Below are 21313 nucleotides of genomic sequence, written 5' to 3'. Positions count from 1 at the left end.
GTATCTAACCGCGCATTCGGTGTTCGCGAAGACAGACCCCTCACCCGTCCGCGATGCTTCGCATCGCGTCCAGCCTCTCCCACAAGTGGAGAGGGAAGAAGAAAACGCAGGAGGATACCCCTTTGACCCGACCGTTCGAAGGCGTGAAGATTCTCGACTTCACGCAGGTGCTGGCTGGCCCCTATGCGAGTTACCAGCTCGCGCTGCTCGGGGCCGACGTCATCAAGGTGGAGCGGCGCGAGGGCGAGGACATGCGCCGCACGCCGCTGAGCCGCGAATGGGCCGAGCGCGGCCTCGCGCCGGGCTGGCAGGCGATCAACGGCAACAAGCGCAGCCTGACCCTCGACCTCTCGAGGCCGGAAGCGATCACCATTGTCAAGCAACTCGCCGCCGAGGCCGACGTGGTGATGGAGAATTTTCGCCCGGGCGTGATGGACAAGCTCGGCATCGGCTATGCCGCGCTGTCTGAGATCAACCCGCGGCTGATTTATTGCGCCATTTCCGGCTTCGGCCAGACCGGACCGGAGCGGCTGGGCGCCGGCTATGACGGCAAGATCCAGGCGCTATCCGGCATCATGTCGATCACCGGCCATCCTGAGACCGGGCCGACGCGGGCCGGCTTTGCGGTTTGCGACGTGCTGTCGGGCGCGACCGCAGCCTTTGGCGTGTCGAGCGCGCTGTTCCAGCGCACCCATACCGGCAAGGGACAGATGGTCGACGTCTCCATGCTGGAGGCGACGCTGGCGTTTCTGTCCGGGCAGGTGGCGGACTATTCGGTCGCCGGCCACCGCCAGCAGCTTTCCGGCAATCAGGCCGTGAGCCGAAGGCCGACCGCCAACCTGTTCAAGGCCGGCGACGGCTATCTGCTGCTTGCTGTCAACAGCGAGAAGCAATACCGCGCCTTGATGACCGCGCTCGGCCGCGCCGATGCGCTTGAGGATTCCCGCTTTGCTGACTGGTTTGCCCGTCAGGAAAACGAGCCGGCGCTGCGGGCCATCATCGAGGAGGCGCTGTCCAAGAAGGACCCGCGCGAGTGGGAAAAGCTCCTGGAAGCCGCAGGCGCGCCCTGTGCCAGCATCTGGAAGATCGAGGAGGTGATCGACCACCCGCAGATCGCCGCGCGCGGCGCCATTCAGGAGATCGATACGCCCTATGGCCGCCTGCGCTTTGCCGGCAGCGGCTTTCAGCTCGCCCATGGCGGCGGACGGCTCGACCGCATGGCGCCCGCGCTCGGTGCCCACACCGACGAGGTGCTGGCCTCGCTCGGCTATGACACGAAGGCGATCGCGGAACTGCGCGCGCGCGAGGTCGTCTAGCGGTAGCCGGGGCAGGGGCGTCTGGTTCCTGTCCCGTTTTGAGCATGCCTGCGCATGGCGACCCTGCGCCAAGGCGCTTTAATCGAGCCCGTTCACCGTCTAAAAGACGCCTTTCCCGATCCAAGAAGGATAGATCATGCCCGCCTATCGTTCCCGAACCACGACCCACGGCCGCAACATGGCGGGTGCCCGCGGCCTCTGGCGCGCCACCGGCATGAAGAACGAGGACTTTGGCAAGCCGATCATTGCGGTGGTCAACTCCTTCACCCAGTTCGTGCCCGGCCACGTGCACCTGAAGGACCTCGGCCAGCTCGTCGCCCGCGAAATCGAGAAGGCGGGCGGCGTCGCCAAGGAGTTCAACACCATCGCGGTCGATGACGGCATCGCGATGGGCCATGACGGCATGCTCTACAGCCTGCCGTCGCGCGAAATCATCGCCGATAGCGTCGAATACATGGTCAACGCGCATTGCGCCGACGCGATGGTCTGCATCTCCAACTGTGACAAGATCACGCCCGGCATGCTGATGGCGGCGCTGCGCATCAACATCCCGACCGTGTTCGTCTCCGGCGGCCCGATGGAATCAGGCAAGATCAACCTCAAGGGCAAGATCCGCGCGGTCGACCTGATCGACGCCATGGTCGCAGCCGCCGACAGCAATGTCAGCGATGCGGACGTGGAGGTGATCGAGCGCTCGGCGTGTCCGACCTGCGGATCGTGTTCGGGCATGTTTACCGCCAATTCCATGAACTGCCTGACAGAGGCGCTTGGCTTGGCGCTGCCGGGTAACGGCTCGGTGCTGGCGACGCATGCCGACCGCAAGGGATTGTTCGTCGAGGCTGGGCACCTGATCGTCGACCTGGCGCGGCGATATTACGAGCAGGAGGACGAAACCGCGTTGCCGCGGACGATTGCCAACTTCAAGGCGTTCGAGAACGCGATGACGCTCGACATCGCCATGGGCGGCTCGACTAACACCGTGCTGCATCTGCTGGCGGCGGCTTACGAAGGCAAGGTGCCGTTCACGATGCAGGACATCGACCGGCTGTCGCGGCGCGTTCCGGTGCTGTGCAAGGTCGCCCCGTCGGTGGCGGACGTGCATCTGGAGGACGTGCACCGCGCCGGCGGCATCATGGCCATCCTCGGCGAACTCGACCGCGCCGGGCTGCTCAACCGCGGCCTGCCGATGGTTCACAGCAAGACGCTGGAAGACGCGCTGAGCCGCTGGGATATCAAGCAGACCAGGAGCGAAAGCGTCCGCAAGTTCTTTATGGCGGCGCCGGGCAACGTGCCGACGCAGGTCGCCTTCAGCCAGGAGCGCCGGTTCGAGGAACTCGATACCGACCGCGCCACCGGCTGCATCCGCGACGCCGCGCACGCCTTCTCCAAGGACGGTGGCCTCGCTGTGCTCTCGGGCAATCTCGCGCTCGACGGCTGTATCGTGAAGACGGCGGGTGTCGACGAGAGCATTTTGAAGTTCGAAGGACCGGCGCGGATTTTTGAAAGCCAGGATGCCGCGGTCGAAGGCATTTTGGGCGGCAAGATCAAGGCCGGCGACGTCGTCGTGGTCCGCTATGAGGGACCTCGCGGCGGTCCCGGCATGCAGGAGATGCTGTATCCGACGAGTTATCTGAAATCGAAGGGCCTCGGGAAGGTCTGCGCGCTGATCACCGATGGCCGGTTCTCCGGCGGCTCCTCGGGCCTGTCGATCGGACACATTTCGCCGGAAGCGGCTGAAGGCGGCCTGATCGGTCTCGTGGAAGACGGCGACCTGATCAAGATCGACATCCCCGCGCGCTCGATCAGCCTCGTGGTGGATGACGCGACGCTGGCGAAGCGCCGCGAAGCCATGCTGGCCCGCGGGGCGCACGCCTGGAAGCCCGCCAAGAAGCGCAGCCGCAACGTGTCGATGGCGCTGAAGGCCTATGCCGCGCTGACGACGAGTGCAGCCCGCGGCGCGGTGCGGATCGTTCCGGAGTGAGCGCTACGTCAGCACCTTGACGCCGCCGAGCGCGGTGACGCGGCCGCGCTTGAGCATCACGATCTGGGTCGCGAGCTGGCGCAGCTCGGCGGCGTCGTGGCTGACATAGACCATGGGGATGCCTTCGTCGCGCAGCCGCACCAGGTAGGGCAGGATTTCCTCCTTGCGGCCTTCGTCGAGCGATCCCAGCGGCTCGTCCAGCAGCAACAGCCGCGGCTTCGATAACAGCGCGCGGCCGAGCGCGACGCGCTGGCGCTCGCCGCCGGAGAGTTTTCCGGGACGGCGATCGAGCAGATTGCCGATATCGAGCAGGTCGGTGATGCGCGTGAATTGCGCGGGATCCGCCGCGAGACGGTTCATGCGCCGGCCGTAGTCGAGGTTTTGCCGCACGTCGAGATGTGGGAGCAGCCGGGCGTCCTGAAACACGTAGCCGATTCGTCGCCGATGCGGCGGCACGTGGACGCCTGCGGATGTATCATCGAGCGTCTCATCGTCGAGTGCGATGACGCCGCGATCGGGCCGCATGAGCCCGGCGATCATGTTGATCAGCGAGGTCTTGCCGGCGCCGGATGCGCCGAACAGACCGGTGACGCGGCCCTGGCTCTCGAAGGAAGCCTCAAGCGAGAATTCGCCGAGCTGCTTGGTGACGTCAACGCGCAGCATGGGTCAATTCCCGTGCAGGCGTTGCGTGGCGCGCCGCGCGAACCATTCGGACGCCATCAGGGCGCCCATCGAGATCACGATCGAGATCAGCACCAGTCGCCCCGCCGCCGCGTCGCCGTCCGGCGTCTGGATCAGCGAGTAGATCGCCGATGAAATGGTCTGGGTTTCGCCGGGAATGTTGGAGACGAAGGTGATGGTGGCGCCGAACTCGCCGATGGCCTTGGCAAAACCGAGCACCATGCCGGCCAGCACGCCCGGCAGTGCCAGCGGCAGTGTTACCGTCGCAAACACCTGCCACGGCGCTGCGCCGAGCGTGCCTGCCGCCTGTTCGAGGCGACGGTCGACCGCCTCGATCGAGAGCCGGATCGGCCGAACCAGCAGCGGAAACGACATGATGCCGCAGGCAAGCGCGGCGCCGGTCCAGCGAAACGCGAACACGATGCCGAGATGATCGGCGAGCCACGCCCCGACCAGGCCACGGCGGCCGAAGCTCAGCAGCAACAAATAGCCGGTGACGACCGGCGGCAGCACCAGCGGCAAATGGACCAGAGCGTCGAGGACCGATTTGCCCCAGAACTCACGCCGCGCCAGCAGCCACGCCAACGCGATGCCGAACGGCGTCGCCACCAGCGTTGCGATGATGGCCACCCGCAGCGACAGCAGGATGGCGATCCATTCGGCCGGCGATATGTCGAACATCAGGTTGACGGGCTGACGAGGAATTTGAAGCCGTATTTTTCAAAAATGGCCTTCGCCGCGGTCGAGCGCAGGAAGACGAGATAGTCTGAGGCTTCCGGCTTCGCGGTCGTCGTTGCCGCGACGGGATAGATGATCGTGGAATGGGAATCGGCCGGAAAGGTGCCGATGATTTTGACGCCGGGCTCGACCTTGGCGTCGGTGGAATAGACGATGCCGAGTGCAGCCTCGCCGCGCGCCACCAGCGTCAGCGCGGCGCGAACATCGACGGCCATCGCAAATTTCGGCTCGGCAGCCTGCCATGCGCCGAGTTTCTCCAGCGCTGCCTTGGCGTATTTGCCGGCGGGCACGGATTTCACATCGCCGGTGGCCATTCGGCCGTCGCCGGCGAGTTTTGCAAGATCGAAGCCGGGGCCGATGTTCACATGGTCGATTTTCGAATCCTTCGGTGCGATCAGCACGATGCTGTTGCCCAGCAAATTGACCCTGCTCGGTTCGTTGATGGTCTTCTTTCCGATCGCGTAGTCCATCCAGTCGGTATCGGCGGAGATGAATATATCGGCCGGTGCGCCCTGTTCGATCTGGCGGGCGAGCGCAGAACTGGCGGCGTAGCTGACGGTGATCTTGATGCCCGTCTTCGCGGCGTAGGCGGCGTCGATCTCGTCGAGCGCGTTCTTCATCGAGGCCGCGGCGAAGACGGTCAGCGATTTTTCCAACGCGGCTGCGGGCGAGGGGATGCCTGCCAGTGACACGGCGAAGGCCAGGACAAGGCCGGCAAGACGATTCATCGGGCGCTCCATGCATGATTGCGAGCTGCGGTTGCCGCGCGCAAGACAGGCGTTGGTTGGTAAGGCGACCATCGGAAGCGCCGTTCCGGTATTCCCCGAACGACTTGCGGTCGATCGGCATATCGCCAGCCCTGACAATAGTCAGGATGGGAAAGGAGGTAAAGGCGGCTGCACCGGCTTGCAAGGTGCAGCCGGCCGTCAATGGTGATGGTGTCGTTTGTGCCCGCCACCGCCGTAACCCCGCAACTCCGCATACCTGGTCATCTGCGACGGGGTCAAAATGCTGCCGGTCGACAAGTGATATTTCAGATGGGTCTCGCGCAGCATCCCTTGCGTGGCGGCAACGGCCGCGGTGGACGCCTTCAGGCTTTCTGGCGTGACGGTGCGGGTGGCAAACTGCTTGTCCAGTTCGGCTTCCTGCTCGATCAGCTTGGCGCCCAACGGCATCGCTTCAGCCTTCATGGAATCGAACAGGCGCTGCATGCTGGCGCGTTGTTCGGCGGAGAGTTCGAGCTTGTCGGCAAGCTCGAGAACGTGCAACGGCCCCGGATAGCCGTTCAGTTCGGCCGCGAGCGCCAGGCCCATTCCGCGGCCGGCGCCAAGATCGGAAATCTGCTGCTCAGATAGCGCCTTGATCGAGCGCGTCTGCATTCCTGCATAAGGGGTCTGTGCGTGCACGCTCGTGACGAATGCGATCGATGCAATCAGGGGCCAAATCTTCATCGTCGTTCTCCGGTGGGTCTGCTTGACACTTCGTGTTTGGCATCCGGCGCGTTCAGCACCGTCTTGCAGGCGGGCGGCAGCGCCGCCATCGTCATCGGCGGCTTCGGCTTCGGTGGCACTTTCGGCGGTTTCGGATGCAGCACCGCGTCGCTGAACCAGTAGGCGAGATCGCCCGCGCTGCAGCCTTCGCCGTCGTTCGGCTCGGGCTGGCTCTCGCATTCGCTGGCTCCGGGCGGGCATTTCATGCGGATATGAAAGTGATAGTCATGGCCGTACATCGGCCGTACCTTTTGGAGCCAGCCGCGGTCGCCCTTGGCTTCGCGGCACAGCGCTTTCTTGATCGCGGCATTGACGAAGATGCGTTGCACGCTGGGCTCCAGCGCCGCGGCGCGGATCACGGCAAGATGCGTCGGCGTCCAGGTGTGTGGATCGATATCGAGCCGGTCACTGCGCACCATCATCACCGCCGACATTTCCTCGCGCTCATTGCGCGACAATTGCCGGTTCGGCATCGGCGTCAGCCAGATGTCGGCATCTAACCCCACCTGATGGCTGGCATGCCCGGTCAGCATCGGCCCGCCGCGTGGCTGCGACATGTCGCCGACCAATATGCCGGGCCAGCCGGCATCCCGGCGCGCTCTTGCGGCCAGCCGCTTGACCAGCGCGACCAGGTCAGGATGGCCCCAATAGCGATTGCGCGACAGCCGCATCACCTGCCAGTTATCGCCGTTGATCGGCAGCCCTTCCGCGCCCGCGATGCAGCCATGGGCATAGAACCCGTGCACGCGCGTCGGCATTGCCGTCGGCAGCACCTTGCGGCCGAACAGTTCCTTGGCGGCGATGTTGGGATCGTTGGGATTGGCCAGCGGCGGCAGCGGTTTTGGATGGACCGTGCCCTTATCCTGCGCCCATGCGCTTGCGGCATAGGCGGCGGCTAGCAAGGCTATCAGGGGGATCAGAAACAGGCGAGGGTTCATCGGACCAGAGGTTCAGTGATCACTCATTTCGCGCAAACGTAGCATGAAATCGGCAACAGGGGAGAGGGCGCGGCTAGCACAATTACGTGGCCACCACGCCGGCGCAACAATCCGCGCAACATCCGCATCGGGGGCAATTCACGCTTGCCCTCACTGCAACTCGATGTTGGCCGACTTGATCACCGCGGCCCACCGGTCGATTTCCTCGCGCATGTACGCGGATGACTTAATCACGACGTGGTACCGGTAGCGCAAGCCGCGGCATCTTCGCTGTGCTGAACAGTCGTTGCACGTGGTCGCATTAACCGCGCGATAACCCTCTCGGTCGTTGCCGACATTTATGCGCACGTTCGGCGTTTCGCGCATTCCTTGTGCATCCGCCGCGCGAGCAGCTTTGCTTGGTGGCCGCACGTCGATTTTGCCGCCGTGGATCGGCGGTCCGCACCGAGCTTGTACACGCAAAGCGTGTGCGTGCCATTTTGTCAGGCGGCGCATGAGCGCGCGAGGTAGTAGTTTCTGCGAGAAGAGATACCTTTTTTTCAGAGACTTATCTGAAAACTTTGCACGCAGAGTGCGAGTAGAGCGTGGTAATGCGGAAGAAGAAGCCAAAACCTGCCAGGAAGCCGAAACAGTCGATTGTCCGTTTTCCTGGCCGGCCCGCAAAGCCCGCTGCGATCCGGGATGGCGGCTTCATCGGACTGCGCGTCGACATCACCGAGTTGAAGCAGCGCGAGGCTTCGTTCCGGCTGCTGTTCGACAGCAATCCGGTTCCGATGATCGTCTGCGCGCTGGGTGACGAACGAATTCTTGCCGTCAACGACGCTGCGATCCAGCATTACGGTTACAGCCGCAGTGAATTCGAAAAGCTCACGATCCGCAACCTGCAGGCCTTCGACATCGAGCCGCCATGGACCGGCGAACACGCCGGCGACGAGCGCGCGGCCCACGCCTGGAAGCATGTCAGGGCCGACGGCGCGCTGATCGATCTGGCGATCTATTCGCGTCAGCTTGTTTACGGCGATCGGCCTGCGGTCCTGCTTGCGCTGATGGACACCACCGAACGCAAGCGCGCCGAAGCGCGGCTGACGTTCATGGCCCAGCATGACGGCCTGACCGGGCTGCCGAACCGTAATTTGCTCCGTCAGCAGATGGACGACATCCTGCTGCGCAGCCGCCGCAACGCCGAGAAAGTGGCGGTGCTCGTGCTCGGCCTCGACCATTTCAAGGCGGTCAATGATACGCTCGGCCACGGCACCGGCGACAAGCTGCTGCGTGGCGTCGCCAAGCGATTGCGGTCGATGCTGCGCGAGGAAGATGCGCTGGCCCGGCTCGACTCCGACGAATTCGCCGTCATCCAGAGCGGGGTGACGCGACCCGAGGATGCCGTGTTCATGGCGAGGCGTTTGTTGGACGCGATCGCCGATCCCTATCTTCTGGACGGGCATTCGGTCGTGATCGGCGCCAGCATTGGCATTGCGATGTCGCCCGGCGATGGCGATGAGTCCGAGAAACTGCTGAAGAACGCCGACCTCGCATTGTCGCGCGCCAAGAACGATTCCCGCGGCACGTTCTCGTTCTTCGAGGCCGGAATGGATGCGCGCGCCCAGACTCGCCGCAAGATCGAAACCGAGCTGCGCGAGGCCGTGCACACCGATGCGCTGCGGCCCTATTACCAGCCGCTGGTCGATCTCGCGAGCGGACGCATCACCGGCTTCGAAGCGCTGGTGCGCTGGCCCCATCCCGAGCGCGGCATGATCTCCCCGGCGGAGTTCATCCCCGTTGCGGAGGAGACCGGGCTGATCAACGCCGTCGGCGGGTTGATGCTGCGCCGCGCCTGCACGGATGCTGCGCAATGGCCCGACGACGTCCGCGTCGCGGTCAATCTGTCGCCGCTGCAGTTCCGCGTCGGCAACCTCCTGTTGCTGGTCGTGGAAACATTGGAGCAGTCCGGCCTGCCGGCGAAGCGTCTCGAACTCGAGATCACGGAGACGCTGCTGCTGGAAAAGAGCAGTGAGGTGCTCGCGACCCTGCATGCGCTGCGCGCGCTCGGCGTTCGCATCTCGATGGACGATTTCGGCACCGGCTATTCCAGCCTGAGCTACCTGCGCAGCTTTCCGTTCGACAAGATCAAGATCGATCAGTCCTTCGTGCGCGACCTCGCCGCCAATCCCGACGCGCAGGCGATCGTGCGTTCGATCATCAGCCTCGGCAAGGGCCTCGGCGTCACGATCACGGCGGAGGGCGTCGAGAGCGAAGCCGAGGTAAATTGCCTGCGCAACGAGGGATGCCACGAGGGGCAAGGATTCCTGTTCAGCCGCGCGCGGCCCAATGCGGAGATCGTCAGCCTGTTGAAGACGCAAGGCAACTGGAGCGCGCCGGCAGGTGCGGCGCTGGTGGCGTGAGGATCGTCATTCCGGGGCGATGCGAAGCATCGAACTATGGTGCGCACTTGCGCACCTGAGAATCTCGAGATTCCCCGATGCGCAACGGCGCATCTGAGGTCTGGTGCTGACGCACCATCCCGGAATGACCGTCATCTCCCCTTCCGCTTCCTCGCATGATACGTCAGCGCCAGCGCCACGCAGTGGCGCAGCGCGGCCTCGGGGAGTTTGTCACCGGCGTCGAGCAGAATGCTGCGGTTGCCGCCGTAGCGCAGTTCCGGATAGAGCTCGCGAAAGGTCTCGACCAGATCGGTCTGGCAGTGGAAATAGACCGCGTAGCGGCCGGCTTCCGCCTTCATCTGGTCGATCCGGATCGTGCTGCCGCTCTTGCTCTTGGTCGTGAGATAGCTCGGCTGCCCCCATTTCAGCGTCTCTTCCAGGGGGCCGACGCCCTCGGTGGTCCTTGCAGTGTCAAAAATCAGCCGGCGCAGCGCCAGCAGCCTGGCTTTGACCGGGCTGGGATAGGCTTCGAAGACCGCCTCCACCGCAGCGTCCCGGGTGGCAACGTGTGGCCGTTTGGCGATGCGCTTTGCAGTTTGCTCCCGTGCCGCCTTCTTCATTGCAATGTCAGCGCATCCTGCCAGCTCCATTGGAGAACCTAAAGCAGGATGCGGGCCGGCGGAAGCGGAAACGAAATGCCTATCTCCGTCGGGCTCGCCGTCGCCGTTCCCCGGACGCTGCGCAGCGCGGTAGCGGTGCGCTGCTGAGCCGGGGTCCATCGACGCACGATGGGTCCCGGCTCTGCGTCGCGTCACTACGTGCCGCGCCGCGTCCGGGACACGAGATTCGAGGCGGGCTGCGAGCGGTTAGCACGCTATATCAACGCGTCGTCGGCGGTGCGTCGAGATTGCCCGCGAGGATCGCCCGGCCGGCATCCTCGTAATGGGCGTCACGGCCCTGGATCTGCTGCGCGATGGCGTGCATGTCGCGAAAGCGGCGCTCGAACTTGTTGGCATTGAACACGGCCGTTGCGCCGGTCATGTGATAGGCGGTGTCGACCACGGCGGCCGATTGATGGATGGTCCATGTCGAGGCGATTCGCAGCGCCACGCGATGGGCTTCGGTGATGACAGCGCCTTGCGACAGGTCACGCCATACATCCGCTGCAGTGGCATAGAGATAGGCGCGGGTGGCGCGCAGTTGCGCCTCGGTGCGGCCGATCAGCCCCTGCACGGCGTTGTTGTCGCGCATCGCCTTTGACGCTTGCGGTGTCTTGCCCCGGGCAAGGTCGATCGCCGCATCGAGTGTGGCGCGGGCGACGCCGAGCGAGGTCGCCGCAAAACCCATGCCGAAAACCATATTGGTAGAGAGCTTGTACAGCGGCCCGTTCTCGCGCAGCGCCGCCGGATCGTCGCGCAGCGCTGCGAACTTTTCCGGGATGAACAGATTGTAGACTGAATAGGAATCGGTGCCGGTGCCGCGTAGGCCGATCACGTCCCAGACGTCGTGCATCGTGGCGCTGGTTGCCGGAAACAGGATGGTGCGAATCTCCGGCGAACCGTCCGGCTTGCGCCGCGGGGTGCCGTCGGCTTCGACGACCCGGACATGGGCGCCGAGCCAGCTTGCCTGCCGCGAGCCGGAAGCAAAATCCCAGCGCGCGCTGGCCTTGTAGCCGCCGGAAACCGCCTGCACCTCGTGGTTGATCGCGCCCCAGGCCAGAATCCCGGGTGCAACGTTGAAGATCTCGTTGGCAGCATCGGGATCGAGATAGGCCGCGGTCATGGCGCAGACGCTGCATTGGCCAAGGCACCATGCGGTTGAGGCATCCGCCTTGGCGACCTCCTCCTGCATCTGCATGAACGTTTCCAGCGGTAGCTCGGCGCCGCCAAAACTCTTCGGCAACAGCGCGCGGTAGAGCCCGTTCTCGATCAGCGCCTGTGTCACCGCTGGAGTCAGGCGGCGGGTCCGCTCGATCTCGTCGGCCTCGCGCATGATCAATGGCGCCAGCGCCCGCGCGCGTTCCACAAGGTCAATGCCGGGCTGCCTGTTCATGCGTTCCTCGCGTTTTCTTCTTCGCTGCGGCGTTCGGTTTCACGCCGCCGCCCGGCCCAGATCGAGCGATGGCTGCGGCGGTCGCTTGGCGGACGGGAAACTCAAGGCTATGGCGACGGCGGCCATGCCGATCGTGAAAGAGCCGACATAGAGCCAGCTATAGCCGTGGAAGGCGTCGAATACCCAGCCGCCGGCGAGCGGCCCCAGCGCCATGCCGAGGCTGGCAAAGGCGGAGACGGCGCCGAACATGCTGCCCATGATGCGCACGCCGAAATATTCGCGCACCAGCACGGCGTATAGCGGCATTACGCCGCCATAGGCGAGGCCGAAGACAACCGACAGGGCGTAGAATTCGCCGAGCTGGCCGACCGCGAGATAGGTTGCGATCGCCAAGGCCTGGACGAACAGGCCGCCGACCAGAACGTGCTTGGCGCCGAAGCGATCAGCCAGCAAGCCGAGCAGCAAACGGCCGCCGAGGCCGGAGAAGCCGGCGAGGCTGTAGACCGTGACCGCGGTCAGCGGCGCGATGCCGCAGATCATGGCGTAGCTCACCAGATGGAAGATCGGCCCCGAATGCGCCGCGCAGCAGGCGAAATGCGCGGATGCCAGGATGATGAATTGCGGCGTTCGCAGCGCCTGCGCGACCGTCCACTGCCCGTCAGGCGCGCCCGTCCCATGGGCGGCAGCAGGCGTTGACGGCTCCGGCGGCCGTCGCACCAGCAATGAGGCCGGGATCAACAGCGCCAAGGCGACGATGCCGATTATCAGCATCGCCATGCGCCAGTCGTAGGCCGTGATCAAATAGCTTGCGAATGGCGCGACCGTCATCGGCGAAACGCCCATGCCGGCCGACACCAACGCCACCGCGAGGCTGCGGCGATGTTCGACCCAGGCGCTCGCCACCGCGACCATCGGCGCATAGAAACTGCCGGCCGCAATCCCGATCAAGACGCCGAACGCCAACTGGAATTGCCACAGGCTGGTGGCCTGGCTCGCGCCGATCAGCCCGGCACCGAGCAGCAGCGTGCCAGACAGGACGACGATGCGGGTGCCGAACCGGTCGGATAGCGTGCCCCAGAAAAATGCAGACAGCCCCATGGCGAGAAAGTTGATCGTTGCCGCCGCCGAGACTCCGCTGCGCGACCATCCCATCGCCTCCGAAATCGGCTGCAGGAACACGGCCAACGATAGCATCGAGCCGAACGCAACGCAGGTCATCAGCGCGCCTACGGCGACGACGACCCAGCCGTAGGATAAACTGGAGGCCTTGCCCATGCGTTTCCCCGCGCGTGTGCTGTTGCTTATATGCGCGGGGTGATGGTGGCCTATCCGGCGAGAGAGGGCAAGGTCTACGAGGCCTTGCGGTCACCGCGCGAGACCGAGGACGACGAGCAGCGCACGATCGAGCTGTTCAGATGTCTTGGAATCGATTTGGCCGATGATGATCCGGATACGATCTTGTAGCAGCGCGATCATCTTGTCTGTCATAATCTGCGAACGAAGACGAAGCCCATTCGAAGGTTTGGCTTCAATAATGGGCCTGAGCAGCAACCCGTCCTGGACGTCGGACGAGAGTGGACAGACGAACGCGGTCGACAAGGCCTTGGTGAATTCGTCGGCTTGTACGATTACGCCGAGCCGTGACCCCGTCCCAGTTCGCTCGGAACGACCACCAGCACGACACTGCCGCGCTTCACTTCCAGCCGCTCCAGTCGTATGCGGCCTCATTCCAGGAATCGATGGCGTCATTTTCCGGGTGTCGCGCCATCAGTCTTGCCTGCCGGCGCAAATCGGCCCGCACCTTGGGATCCCGCAAATCCGGAACCCAATGCTGCACTGGACGCAAGCCTTGTGCGCGCAACCGCGCGCGGCGCGCGGCCATGCGCTGCTGCGGGGTATGGGGCTTTGCCTTCTTCGGGGTGGCCATATTTCATACGTAAAATGTTACGCACGAAAATTCAACGCTTTGGATTGTGGACTTGCTCCACAACGGCATGCGGCCATCGCGCCGCCGTACAGTGCGCACGCTCCGCGCGGCGCGAGCGCTGCGAGCCGGGCCCATTCTACTTTGCATGGGGTTGTTTTCGCGATTTTGTGTCCAGGCCCCGTCGGGAGAGGCGCCGCGCCCGGCACGCGAGATCGTTAGTGCTTCGCGAGCGGCGCCTCAGCTATCCACCTTCAGCGCGGCAATAAACGCTTCCTGCGGGATGTCGACCTTGCCGAACTGCCGCATCTTCTTCTTGCCTTCCTTCTGCTTCTCCAGAAGCTTGCGTTTGCGTGTGATGTCGCCGCCGTAGCATTTGGCGGTCACGTCCTTGCGCAGCGCGCGGACGGTTTCGCGGGCGATCACCTTGCCGCCGATCGCAGCCTGGATCGGGATCTGGAACATGTGCGGCGGGATCAGTTCCTTCATCTTTTCGACCATGGCGCGGCCGCGGCCCTCCGCGCGCGTCCGGTGCACCAGCATCGACAACGCATCGACCGGCTCGCCGTTGACAAGGATCTGCATCTTGACGAGGTCGGCCACCTTGTAGTCGGTCAGATGATAGTCGAACGAGGCGTAGCCTTTCGAGACGGATTTCAGCCGGTCGTAGAAATCGAATACGACTTCGTTGAGCGGCAAATCATATTTCACCATCGCGCGGGAGCCGACGTAAGTGAGCTCCTTCTGCGCGCCGCGTCGGTCCTGACACAGTTTTAGCACGCTGCCGAGATATTCGTCCGGCGTGAGGATCGTGGCCTCGATCCACGGCTCCTCGATGTCGGCGATCTTGACGACATCGGGCATGTCGACCGGGTTGTGGATCTCGATCTCCTGCCCGTCGGTGAGGTGCATCTTGTAGATCACGCTCGGCGCTGTCGCGATCAGGTTGAGATCGAACTCGCGCGACAGCCGCTCCTGGATGATTTCGAGATGCAGCAGCCCGAGGAAACCGCAGCGGAAACCGAAGCCGAGCGCGGCCGAAGTCTCCATTTCGTAGGAGAAGCTCGCATCGTTGAGCCGCAATTTGCCCATCGCCGCGCGTAGCGTTTCGAAATCGTTGGCATCGACCGGGAACAGCCCGCAGAACACCACCGGGATCGCCGGCTTGAAGCCGGGCAGCATCTCGGTGATCGGCTTCTTGTCGTCGGTGATGGTATCGCCCACGCGCGTGTCGGCGACTTCCTTGATCGCCGCGGTAATGAAGCCGATTTCGCCGGGGCCGAGCTCGTCGACCTGCTCCATCTTCGGCGTGAAGAACCCGACGCGCTCGACATCATAGGCCGCGTTGGTACCCATCATGCGGATGCGCTGGCCCTTCTTCATCGTGCCGTCGACGACGCGGATCAGCACGACGACGCCGAGATAGACGTCGTACCAGCTATCCACCAATAGCGCCTTCAGCGGCGCGCCGCGGTCGCCCTTCGGCGGCGGCAGCCGGGTCACGATGGCTTCCAGCACGTCGGGAACGCCCAAGCCGGTCTTGGCCGAGATCATCACGGCGTCCGAGGCATCGATGCCAATCACGTCCTCGATCTGCTGCTTGACCTTGTCAGGCTCGGCCGCCGGCAGATCAACCTTGTTGAGAACCGGCACGATCTCGTGATTGTTGTCGAGCGCCTGATAGACGTTGGCGAGCGTCTGCGCCTCGACGCCCTGGCTGGCATCGACCACCAGGAGCGACCCTTCGCAGGCCGCCAGCGATCGCGAGACTTCGTAGGCGAAGTCGACATGGCCGGGCGTGTCCATCAGGTTGAAGATGTAATTCTTGCCGTCCTTGGCGCGGTAGTTCAGCCGCACCGTCTGCGCCTTGATGGTGATGCCGCGCTCGCGCTCGATATCCATGGAATCGAGCACCTGTTCCTTGCCCGCCATTTCGCGGTCCGACAGCCCGCCTGTCATCTGGATCAGGCGGTCGGCCAGCGTCGATTTGCCATGGTCGATGTGAGCGACGATGGAGAAGTTGCGGATGTTGGAAATGGGCGCAGTTGTCATGGGCGCGGGATAGCATTCGCGTCCCCGTGCGGCAACCATCTTGCTGTATTTTAAGGGGCTTTCTTCACGCCAAGCTGATTCCACTTGAGCCGAAAACACGCTAGGCAATGGCCATGTCGATTGCATCCATTTCGCCCACGGCCGCGCGAAGGCGCATCCCCACGATCCAGCGGCTGGCGGCGTGGCTGGCCTCACGCGCCAGTGATCCCAAAGCCGGCCTGTGGCTGGTGACCGGCTTTGCCGTGGTCCACGCCGTGCTGTGGACGCTGATCCTGGTCAATCTGAAGACCGGGCAGGACGTCCATATGGACGTCGCCGAAGCGTTCGCCTGGGGGCAGAAGTTCCTGCTCGGCTATGGCAAGCACCCGCCGTTGTCGGGATGGGTCGCCGGCGCCTGGTTCATGCTGTTTCCGGTCACCGACTGGGCGACCTATGCCTTGGCAATGACGACGCTCGGCTGCTCCCTCGTGATCTGCTGGCTATTGGCGTTGCGCGTGGTCGATCGCCGCCGCGCGTTCTTCGTCGTGGTGATGCTCGCGCTCTATCCGATCTTCAACTTCAAGGGCTTCAAGTACAATCCGGATCTGTTGCAACTCGTCACGCTGCCGCTCGTCGCGCTGGCCTACCTCGACGCGTTCGAGAAGCGCAGCGTCAAATCGGGCGTGTGGCTCGGGCTCGCCGGTGCGCTGGCGCTGATGACCAAATACTGGGCGCTGACCGTGATCGGCGCCGTCGGCCTTGCTGCGTTGATCCATCCGCAGCGCTTGCAGTTCCTGCGTTCGCCGGCGCCATGGGTCGCGATTGCCACGCTCGTGGTCGCAATGCTCCCGCACTTCATGTGGCTGAAGCAGGTGGACTTCGTCCCGCTCACCTATGCCGGCGATACTTACTCTCTCACCGACCGCGCGATGATCGACGATCTCGCGTTGGGCTATGTCGGGCACAATCTCGCGCTGCTGGCCGCACCGGTGATACTCGGCGCGATCGCGCTGATGTGGCGGCCGTTCCGCTTGATGCCATTTCCGGCCTTCTCGCGCGGCGCCAATATCGGCGTCAACATTTCGCAGGCGATCAATGTCTGGATCGTCCAGGCGGTCGTGGCGATCGGTCCGCCGCTGGGTGCGCTGACATTCCACGTCTACATCAAGACCGACTGGGGCATCCCGCTGTTCTTCCTGATGCCGCTCGCGCTGGTCGCGATCCCTGCGGTGCGGATCCGGAAAATCGCGCTGTTGAACCTGACGGCGACCTGGCTCGTCATCTCGCTCGTCGTGTTGACGATATCGCCAAGGATCGTCGCCTACGAACTGGATGAAAAGCGCACCGCAGGCGCGACCTATCGGGCGCGTTCCGAACTCGCCCGCGAACTGACGGAGGCCTGGCACACGCGGTTTTATTCGCGCTGGCCGGTGGTCGCCGCCTATACCGTTACCGGCCAGCCTGTCACCTTCTACAGCCCCGACCATCCGGCGCCGCTGACGCCGGACGAGCCGTGGTCGTCCGGCCTGACCTCGCTCGAGGAGGCGAAGCGATCGGGCTTCATCGGCATCTGCGAGGTCGACCACTGGAAGCTGGAAAAATGCGAGGCGTGGATGCAGGCCCATGCCGCCAATGCCGAACGCATGGTGATGACCACGCGGCGATTCTTCCTTGGCAAGGCTGGCCCCGCGACGGCCTGGAACGTCTTCATCGTGCCGCCGGCCAGATAGAAATCACTCGAAGGGCCAACGCATGGATCTCGACCTGACGGATAAAACGGCGCTCGTGACCGGCTCGACTCGCGGCATCGGGCTCGCGACCGCCATCGGGCTTGCGCAAATGGGCGCGGAGGTGATCATCAACGGCCGCGAGAAGGCGGCGGTCGGCGAGGCCGTGGCGAAAGTTGAACAGGCTGCGCCGTCGGCCAAGGTGCACGCGGCGGCATTCGATCTCGGCCATGCGGCGGGCTGCGCGGCGCTGGTTGCGCAATTTCCCGACGTCGACATTCTCGTCAACAATCTCGGCATCTACGAGCCAAAGGGCTTCTTCGAGATCGAGGATTCCGATTGGTTGAGGATGTTCGAAGTCAACGTCATGAGCGGGGTGCGGCTGACGCGGCACTATTTGAAGCGGATGCTTGATAGCAAGGATTGGGGCCGTGTCGTGTTTGTCTCCAGCGAATCCGGCGTCTTTGTTCCGAAGGAGATGGTGCATTACGGCTTCTCGAAATCGGCGCAGCTCGTCATCGCACGCGGCGCAGCCGAGACGACCAAGGGCACTAACGTAACCGTCAATTCGGTGATGCCGGGCCCCACCTGGGTCGAGATGGCGCCGGTCCGCCTGGCCGCGCGCGCGAAAGCTGCGGGCACGACCGTCGACGACCTCGTCTCGCGCACCTTCAGCGAACGTCGCCCGGCGTCGCTCTTGCAGCGTTACGCCGCGCCGGAAGAGATCGCCAATCTGATCTGCTACGTCTGCTCAAAAGCCTCCAGCGCCACCAACGGCGCCGCGCTGCGCGCCGACGGCGGGATTGTGACGAACCCGTTTTGATGGTGTCTCACACGCCTTCTTCGTTGAACTTGTCGGCAACCAGCGCGGCGATCGCATCGACCGCTTGCTGCGCCTCGGGGCCGATCGCGGAGACCGTAACCGAGGTTCCAGGGCCCGCTGCCAGCATCATCAAGCCCATGATCGAGGTGCCGCCCACGGTCTCGCTGCCGCGCGTCACCCAGACCTCGGCGTTGAAGCGCTCGACCATCTGGACGAATTTGGCCGAGGCCCGCGCGTGCAGGCCGCGCTTGTTGATGATCTGAAGTTCCCGCGAGATGGCGCCCGCGGGCACGCTCGGCCCGAGTTCCTTGTCGGGCGCGGCCTCGTCGCTCATTTGCCGGCTAGCACGCGGCTGGCGATGGTGACGTATTTGCGGCCGGCTTCCTGCGCCAGCGCGATGGCATCGGGAAGCGAGCGCTCTTCGCGCACCTTGGCAAGCTTGACCAGCATGGGAAGATTGATGCCTGCGAGCACTTCCACCTTGGGGCGGCTCATGCAGGAAATTGCGAGGTTGGAAGGTGTGCCGCCGAACATGTCGGTAAGGATGGCGACACCATCGCCGCTGTCGACGCGATTCACCGCTTCGATGATATCGCTTCGACACAGATCGGAGTCGTCTTCGGCTCCAATCGTGATGGCTTCAATTTGTTTTTGCGGACCCATGACATGTTCGAGCGCCGCCTTGAACTCGTCGGCAAGGCGCCCATGGGTCACAAGCACTAGACCAATCATCGGAAACTCCTCGCGGGTGCTTTTTGGTGCACCGCACGAACGCGCCACTTTGACCATCCAGAGGCCCCGCGCAAGAGGGCATCTTGGCTATTGTTCCGGAATTTGCCGGTAAAGACTGAGGCCTGCGCCAGCTTATTCGGTGGCGATATTGGGGCTTATATGGTTACCAATCCCCTTCGAACAATCATCCAAAGGTTGGACGGAACCTGAACCGGCGGTTGTCGTCAGGGTCGCCACAATCAGCGGGAGGGGGTCATAGCCGGTTCCGACGGGAACTCTCGGTAGTATGACACCGTTCAGGCGGGTGGAGAGCGCTTCTGGCGGCGGCAGCCGCTCGGCATCGCTGGCCGCGAGGTCGGCGACGAGGCCCACCACCGCCTCCCCAACAAAGTCACAATGGCGAATGCCGAGGCCTCGGATCTCGATCAGCCCGGCCAATTCTCGCGCCGGGCGGACCAACAATTGTCCGGCGACTGTGTCGAGATGGACACGGTCATCCCCGACCAAAATGACCCGCGGAAGCTGTCCGGCGCGTCCGGCGAGAATCAGATCGAAGGCCAGCCGCGACTTGCCGGCGCCGGATGGCCCACGGATCAGCACCGCGCGCTCGCCCACCAGCACGGCGGAGGCGTGCACGCTCGCGCCCGCCGTCATGGCGTGGGCAGCCTGACCACGAACCGCGCGCCCGCCACCGTCGGCCTGCCGTCGGGGCCGGCCGGGCCATGGCGGTTTTCCGCCCAGATCCGCCCATTATGCGCTTCGATGATCTGCTTGGAGATCGATAGGCCGAGACCTGAGTTCTGACCAAAGCCCTGATGGGGACGGTCGGTGTAGAAGCGCTCGAAGATGCGTTCCAGCGCATCCTCGCCGATGCCCGGCCCATCGTCATCGACGACGATTTCGATCTCCGAGCGCGCGCGGCGGCAGGTGACGCGCACCTTCCCGCCGGGGGTGGAGAAGGATTGCGCATTGGACAGCAAGTTGGAGATCACCTGTCCGAGGCGGGAATCATGACCCGGCACCGAGAAAGTATCGGTGGCGCCGCGGCCCTCGAAGCGCGCCTCGACCGCGACGTCGTGGCCGAGCCGGGTTTCGTTGGCGACCGAGGTCAGCGTCGTCAGCAGCCGGCGCAGATCGACCGGGGCCATGTCCTGGCGCTGCAATTCGGCATCGAGGCGGCTCGCATCTGAAATATCCGAGATCAACCGGTCGAGCCGCTTGACGTCGTGCTCGATCACCTCGAGCAGGCGCGCGCGGCTGGTGTCGTTGCGTGCCAAAGGCAGCGTTTCCACCGCCGAGCGCAGCGAGGTCAGCGGGTTCTTCAATTCATGGGCGACGTCGGCGGCGAACATCTCGATCGCCTCGATGCGGCTGTAGAGCGCGTTCGTCATATCGCGCAGCGCGCCGGACAGATGGCCGATCTCGTCGCGGCGGCGGGTGAAATCGGGAATCTCGACGCGGGTCTGGATGCGCCGCCGGACACGCTCGGCGCCGTCGGCCAGCCGCCGCACCGGACCCGCGATCGTGCTCGCGAGCAAGAGCGACAGCACGATCATGACCGCGGAGGCCACGCCGCCGACCTTCAGGATCGCCAGCCGCTCGGCGGTCACCATCTGGTCGATGTCGTCGCCTTGCGTCGAGAGCATCAGCGCACCGTGTACGGCACGGAACCGCTGTACGGGGACCGCGACCGAGACGATCACCTCGCCGCGGTCGTTGACGCGCACCATGCTGCTTTTGACGCCGTCGAGCGCCTGCACGATTTCCTGGTAGCCCTTGCCGTTCTCAGGGCCCAGCTCGCGATAGAGCGGCAGGTCGCCGCGATTGAGCCAGGTGCGGGTCGCGATCAGCGCGCGTTCGACGAAGCCCGGCTTCTCCGTCGAAGGTGGCGGTAGTTCAAATCGCAATACGTCGCCGCGGCCATAGAGACTGCGGCTGTCGAGGATCATGCCGCCGTCGCCGCCATAGATGCGGGCGCGGGTCTTGGTGGGCGAGATCAGCCGCCGCAGCACCGGCGCGACCCGCTCCGGATTGATCGGAAAATCCAGCCCGGAGGATTCGTCCGGCGCACCGTAGCTTTCGCCGGGCTTGAGGTCGAGCAGCCGGTCCGGATCGATCGTGATGGTGTTGGTTTCGACGGTGGCGGAGGCGGCAATCGCGCCGGCGATGATTTCGGCCTGCACTAGAAGGCTCTGCGCCCGCGCATCGATCAGGCCGGCACGGAATTGCGAGAGATAGAGAATGCTCGCCACCAGCGCGACGAGGCCCGCCAGATTGAGCGAGACGATCCGGCGCGTAAGGCTGGAGAAGGAGAGCGCGAAGAAGAACTGCCCGGCCCGGCGCAACCAGCCGAGCGGTCGCCGCCAGCCCTTCTCGCCCGCATTATCCTCGGCAACGCGATCCCGATCGAGGAGCTCCAAAGCATCCTCGTTGTTCAGGTTGGGATCGGGCTGCGTTCGATCTAGCAATGGCTGAACTGCCGGTTGTGATGCGCCGATT

General features: G+C 64.2%; 21 protein-coding genes. 5 read left to right on the top strand and 16 right to left on the bottom strand.

The window, feature by feature from the left end; translation table 11 throughout:
• Nucleotides 1-122 precede the first annotated feature (122 nt).
• Together KJQ96_RS19980 and ilvD are read left to right on the top strand one after the other, a co-directional pair.
• Nucleotides 123-1316 (top strand): CaiB/BaiF CoA-transferase family protein, encoded by a 1194-nt coding sequence (locus KJQ96_RS19980; RefSeq protein WP_213288264.1) that lies wholly within the window; start codon nucleotides 123-125, stop codon nucleotides 1314-1316.
• Nucleotides 1317-1452: 136 nt separating this feature from the next.
• Nucleotides 1453-3297: a dihydroxy-acid dehydratase gene (gene ilvD, locus KJQ96_RS19975; RefSeq protein ID WP_213288263.1), complete on the top strand. Its 1845-nt coding sequence runs from the start codon at nucleotides 1453-1455 to the stop codon at nucleotides 3295-3297.
• A 3-nt stretch (nucleotides 3298-3300) separates the two neighbouring features.
• Here the strand turns inward: ilvD and modC are convergent, their stop codons facing one another.
• The 6 genes from modC to KJQ96_RS19945 form a co-directional block, all read right to left on the bottom strand.
• A complete protein-coding gene (modC, locus tag KJQ96_RS19970; RefSeq protein ID WP_213288262.1) occupies nucleotides 3301-3960 on the bottom strand; it encodes a molybdenum ABC transporter ATP-binding protein in 660 nt (219 codons plus the stop codon).
• Between the two features lie 3 nt (nucleotides 3961-3963).
• On the bottom strand, nucleotides 3964-4659 hold the full coding sequence (gene modB / locus KJQ96_RS19965; protein WP_213288261.1) for a molybdate ABC transporter permease subunit: 696 nt from the start codon (nucleotides 4657-4659) through the stop codon (nucleotides 3964-3966).
• Entirely contained in the window at nucleotides 4659-5444 is a 786-nt protein-coding gene (modA, locus tag KJQ96_RS19960) for a molybdate ABC transporter substrate-binding protein (RefSeq protein WP_213288260.1), read from the bottom strand. The genes modB and modA overlap by 1 nt, the downstream gene beginning before the upstream one ends.
• Nucleotides 5445-5642: 198 nt before the next feature.
• The gene (locus KJQ96_RS19955) at nucleotides 5643-6167 is read right to left on the bottom strand and encodes a Spy/CpxP family protein refolding chaperone (RefSeq protein WP_213288259.1); all 525 of its coding nucleotides are present in this window, start codon (nucleotides 6165-6167) and stop codon (nucleotides 5643-5645) included.
• Nucleotides 6164-7144, bottom strand: a complete 981-nt coding sequence (gene mepA / locus KJQ96_RS19950) for a penicillin-insensitive murein endopeptidase (RefSeq protein WP_213288258.1) — start codon at nucleotides 7142-7144, stop codon at nucleotides 6164-6166. The genes KJQ96_RS19955 and mepA overlap by 4 nt, the downstream gene beginning before the upstream one ends.
• A gap of 150 nt (nucleotides 7145-7294) precedes the next feature.
• The gene (locus KJQ96_RS19945; protein WP_213288257.1) at nucleotides 7295-7510 is read right to left on the bottom strand and encodes a hypothetical protein; all 216 of its coding nucleotides are present in this window, start codon (nucleotides 7508-7510) and stop codon (nucleotides 7295-7297) included.
• Between the two features lie 224 nt (nucleotides 7511-7734).
• Here KJQ96_RS19945 and KJQ96_RS19940 point away from each other — a divergent pair, with 224 nt between their 5' ends.
• Complete coding sequence (locus KJQ96_RS19940) at nucleotides 7735-9546, top strand: bifunctional diguanylate cyclase/phosphodiesterase (protein WP_249734248.1); 1812 nt, start codon at nucleotides 7735-7737, stop codon at nucleotides 9544-9546.
• A gap of 131 nt (nucleotides 9547-9677) precedes the next feature.
• Here KJQ96_RS19940 and KJQ96_RS19935 read toward each other — a convergent pair whose 3' ends face one another.
• The 6 genes from KJQ96_RS19935 to lepA form a co-directional block, all read right to left on the bottom strand.
• Nucleotides 9678-10145 (bottom strand): DUF1801 domain-containing protein, encoded by a 468-nt coding sequence (locus tag KJQ96_RS19935; protein ID WP_213288256.1) that lies wholly within the window; start codon nucleotides 10143-10145, stop codon nucleotides 9678-9680.
• A 259-nt stretch (nucleotides 10146-10404) separates the two neighbouring features.
• Nucleotides 10405-11577: an acyl-CoA dehydrogenase family protein gene (locus KJQ96_RS19930; protein ID WP_213288255.1), complete on the bottom strand. Its 1173-nt coding sequence runs from the start codon at nucleotides 11575-11577 to the stop codon at nucleotides 10405-10407.
• 39 nt (nucleotides 11578-11616) lie between these two features.
• The gene (locus KJQ96_RS19925) at nucleotides 11617-12852 is read right to left on the bottom strand and encodes an MFS transporter (RefSeq protein ID WP_213288254.1); all 1236 of its coding nucleotides are present in this window, start codon (nucleotides 12850-12852) and stop codon (nucleotides 11617-11619) included.
• Nucleotides 12853-12942: 90 nt separating this feature from the next.
• Nucleotides 12943-13176, bottom strand: a complete 234-nt coding sequence (locus tag KJQ96_RS19920; protein ID WP_249734246.1) for a type II toxin-antitoxin system PemK/MazF family toxin — start codon at nucleotides 13174-13176, stop codon at nucleotides 12943-12945.
• Between the two features lie 94 nt (nucleotides 13177-13270).
• Nucleotides 13271-13504, bottom strand: coding sequence for an antitoxin MazE family protein (locus tag KJQ96_RS19915; protein WP_213288253.1), 234 nt, complete (start codon nucleotides 13502-13504; stop codon nucleotides 13271-13273).
• Between the two features lie 237 nt (nucleotides 13505-13741).
• Complete coding sequence (gene lepA / locus KJQ96_RS19910; RefSeq protein ID WP_213288252.1) at nucleotides 13742-15553, bottom strand: translation elongation factor 4; 1812 nt, start codon at nucleotides 15551-15553, stop codon at nucleotides 13742-13744.
• A 113-nt stretch (nucleotides 15554-15666) separates the two neighbouring features.
• On the opposite strand from lepA, the gene KJQ96_RS19905 reads away from it, so the two are divergent.
• Both KJQ96_RS19905 and KJQ96_RS19900 read left to right on the top strand, forming a co-directional pair.
• Nucleotides 15667-17262 carry a glycosyltransferase family 39 protein gene (locus tag KJQ96_RS19905; protein WP_213288251.1) on the top strand — a complete coding sequence of 532 codons (1596 nt, stop codon included), beginning with the start codon at nucleotides 15667-15669 and terminating at the stop codon, nucleotides 17260-17262.
• A gap of 22 nt (nucleotides 17263-17284) precedes the next feature.
• Entirely contained in the window at nucleotides 17285-18082 is a 798-nt protein-coding gene (locus tag KJQ96_RS19900; RefSeq protein ID WP_213288250.1) for an SDR family NAD(P)-dependent oxidoreductase, read from the top strand.
• A 7-nt stretch (nucleotides 18083-18089) separates the two neighbouring features.
• Here KJQ96_RS19900 and KJQ96_RS19895 read toward each other — a convergent pair whose 3' ends face one another.
• From KJQ96_RS19895 to KJQ96_RS19880, 4 genes are all read right to left on the bottom strand, one after another.
• Nucleotides 18090-18416: an HPr family phosphocarrier protein gene (locus KJQ96_RS19895; protein WP_065746723.1), complete on the bottom strand. Its 327-nt coding sequence runs from the start codon at nucleotides 18414-18416 to the stop codon at nucleotides 18090-18092.
• The gene (locus KJQ96_RS19890) at nucleotides 18413-18814 is read right to left on the bottom strand and encodes a PTS sugar transporter subunit IIA (protein WP_213288381.1); all 402 of its coding nucleotides are present in this window, start codon (nucleotides 18812-18814) and stop codon (nucleotides 18413-18415) included. The genes KJQ96_RS19895 and KJQ96_RS19890 overlap by 4 nt, the downstream gene beginning before the upstream one ends.
• Before the next feature lie 132 nt (nucleotides 18815-18946).
• Nucleotides 18947-19468, bottom strand: a complete 522-nt coding sequence (locus KJQ96_RS19885; protein WP_213288249.1) for an HPr kinase/phosphorylase — start codon at nucleotides 19466-19468, stop codon at nucleotides 18947-18949.
• Complete coding sequence (locus tag KJQ96_RS19880) at nucleotides 19465-21282, bottom strand: sensor histidine kinase (RefSeq protein WP_213288248.1); 1818 nt, start codon at nucleotides 21280-21282, stop codon at nucleotides 19465-19467. Before KJQ96_RS19880 ends, KJQ96_RS19885 begins: the two co-directional genes overlap by 4 nt.
• Nucleotides 21283-21313 lie beyond the last annotated feature (31 nt).

The sequence above is a fragment of the Bradyrhizobium sp. sGM-13 genome (assembly GCF_018398875.1).
In the GTDB taxonomy this organism is placed as follows: domain Bacteria; phylum Pseudomonadota; class Alphaproteobacteria; order Rhizobiales; family Xanthobacteraceae; genus Bradyrhizobium.
Note: the sequence above shows the minus strand (reverse complement) of the source record. Positions and strands in the feature narration are given on the sequence as shown.